The following is a 313-nucleotide window of genomic DNA, read 5'->3' on the forward strand; positions in this document are numbered from 1 at the left end:
GACCAGGATAAGGTCGTCATCCCCGTTCCCTTCTTCCACTGCTTCGGCATGGTGATGGGCAACCTGGGTGCCATCACCCACGGCGCAACGACGATCATCGCCGGCCCGGTGTTCAACCCGCAGTCGGTGCTGGAGGCCGTCGAGCATGGCAAGGCCACCAGCCTGTTCGGCGTGCCGACGATGTTCATGGCGGAGCTCGACGAGATCGAACACGCCAAGGCCAAGGGCAAGACCTATGACCTTTCCAGCCTGCGCACCGGCATCATGTCCGGCACCGCCTGCCCCACCCGCACGATGCGGCAGGTGATGGACA

Annotated in this window: 1 protein-coding gene; it reads left to right on the forward strand. The window is 64.2% G+C overall.

Going from position 1 to position 313, the window contains the following annotated elements:
* Positions 1-48: 48 nt before the first annotated feature.
* The coding region (locus CYJ76_RS11910; protein ID WP_238138248.1) for an AMP-binding protein at positions 49-313 on the forward strand (265 nt) is incomplete at its 3' end.

This window comes from Kytococcus schroeteri (assembly GCF_002847825.1).
Lineage (GTDB): Bacteria > Actinomycetota > Actinomycetes > Actinomycetales > Dermatophilaceae > Kytococcus > Kytococcus schroeteri.